We start from the raw sequence: 1,955 nt of genomic DNA on the forward strand, positions 1-1,955 counted from the left end.
TGTTAGCGGCAGTGTAAAAATGACCCCCTAATGGCATTTAAAAACTGACCCCCTTGGTTAATATAGCGGTCATTTTGGACTGCTCAACATGTTAACTTTGGAGCAAGCAGTGACAATCCAAATACTTCATCAGCAAGGTAAATCTATTAAAGCCATTACTCGTGAACTGGGGGTGTCCAGAAATACCGTACGTAAATATTTACGGCAAAACACCACACCTCAGTATCAGCGTATACAGCCTAGAATAAGTATCCTTGACCCATATAAACCCTATTTACTCCAACGTGTAAACGCAGCTCATCCTGAATGGATTCCTGCTGTTGTGCTCTACCAGGAAATTTTAAGGTTGGGATATCCAGGAAAGATCAGGATCTTGAGGGAATATCTTGCAACATTAAAACCAGTTGCTAAACCGGAACCGATCATTCGTTTTGAAACCCAACCTGGCCAACAAATGCAGGTAGATTTCACGACAATTCGACGCAACAACACGACTTTAAAAGCCTTTGTCGCAACATTAGGCTATTCCAGAGCGACTTTCGTGAAATTTTATGATCATGAACGTACCGATGCATGGATCGATGGTCTAGAAAATGCATTTCAGTTCTTTGCAGGAGTACCTCAGGAAATCCTGTTTGATAACGCTAAAACGATCATGATTGAACGGGATGCCTATCAGGAGGGGCAGCATAAATGGAATCCCAAACTGCTCGACTGCGCCAAGAAATACAGCTTTCGTCCTCGCGTATGTAAGCCCTACCGTGCACAGACCAAAGGCAAAGTTGAACGCTTTAATGGATACCTCAAATCAAGCTTTATTGTGCCATTGAAAGCAAGCCTGAAGACTTCGGGTTTACTGTTAGATGTTGATGTCGCCAATGCCCACATTGGCCGGTGGCTGCATGAAACCGCCAATCAGCGGATTCATGCCACCACGCAAGAAAAACCGGCTGTTCGACTGCAACAGGAGCAGCAAAAATTTACGCCATTACCGCAATCAGATACAGGTTCTGGCACTGTACCTGTTGCAGTAGCACAGCATGTCATGCCCTACGAGAGTTTGCAGCATCCCTTATCTGTATATGACCAGTTGCTGGGAGTTTCCTGATGAATCTGCAATACGACCGTATAGAGCAGCTTTGCCAAAAGCTCAATCTGCCTGCCATCGCATCACAATGGTCACATCATGCACAACAAACATTAGGTCAGGATGGAAGTTATGCCGACTTTGTTGAAGCGATCTTGACGCATGAATATGCTGCCAGGCAACAGCGCAGTCAGCAGGTACTGATGAAACTCTCAGGCCTGCCTCAAATCAAAACGCTGGAAGGTTACGATTTTAATTATGCACTGGGTGCTCCCAAATCACAGGTGGTCGAGTTGTTCAACCTGAGCTTTATCCCGAGAGCAGAAAATGTGGTGTTTCTGGGGGCTAGCGGAGTAGGAAAAACGCACTTATCTATGGCATTAGGCTATAAGGCCATCATGAACAACATTAAGATCAAGTTCATTACCGCAGCGGATTTAATGCTGCAACTGAGTACAGCCTATCAGCAAGGTAAACTGAAAACCTATATGCAACGTGCGGTACTAGGACCAAAGTTACTGATTATCGATGAAATTGGTTATTTACCGTTTGGACGTGAAGAAGCGAATCTGTTCTTTAATGTGATTGCCAAGCGTTATGAAAAAGGCAGTACGATATTGACGAGTAACTTACCCTTTAGCCAGTGGTCCAAATCCTTTGCAGATGATGTCACGTTGACCGCTGCGATGTTAGATCGGTTATTGCATCACTGTCATGTGGTACAAATATCGGGTGAGAGTTATCGTTTGAAGGATAAAAAAAGAATAGGGATTCAGCCTCAGGTTGAAACTTAATACGAGATCAAAGGGGTCAATTTTACTTTGCCATTTGTAAGGTAAAAGGGGTCAATTTTAGAATGCCGTTGACA

The 1,955-nt window shown here is 44.0% G+C and carries 2 protein-coding genes; both read left to right on the top strand.

The window, feature by feature from the left end:
• Window positions 1–88: 88 nt before the first annotated feature.
• Window positions 89–1,108, top strand: coding sequence for an IS21-like element ISAba8 family transposase (istA, locus tag FTT87_RS15770; protein ID WP_180175103.1), 1,020 nt, complete (start codon window positions 89–91; stop codon window positions 1,106–1,108).
• Window positions 1,108–1,881 carry an IS21-like element ISAba8 family helper ATPase IstB gene (gene istB / locus FTT87_RS15775; protein ID WP_120371317.1) on the top strand — a complete coding sequence of 258 codons (774 nt, stop codon included), beginning with the start codon at window positions 1,108–1,110 and terminating at the stop codon, window positions 1,879–1,881. The genes istA and istB overlap by 1 nt, the downstream gene beginning before the upstream one ends.
• Window positions 1,882–1,955: the final 74 nt, after the last annotated feature.

It is taken from the genome of Acinetobacter sp. YH01022 (genome assembly GCF_013420235.1).
Lineage (GTDB): Bacteria > Pseudomonadota > Gammaproteobacteria > Pseudomonadales > Moraxellaceae > Acinetobacter.

Excerpts from the sequence above, each read along its gene's own strand:
- istB (WP_120371317.1), top strand. The coding sequence starts at position 1,108 with ATGAATCTGCAATACGACCGTATAGAGCAGCTTTGCCAAAAGCTCAAT.
- istA (WP_180175103.1), top strand. The coding sequence starts at position 89 with ATGTTAACTTTGGAGCAAGCAGTGACAATCCAAATACTTCATCAGCAA.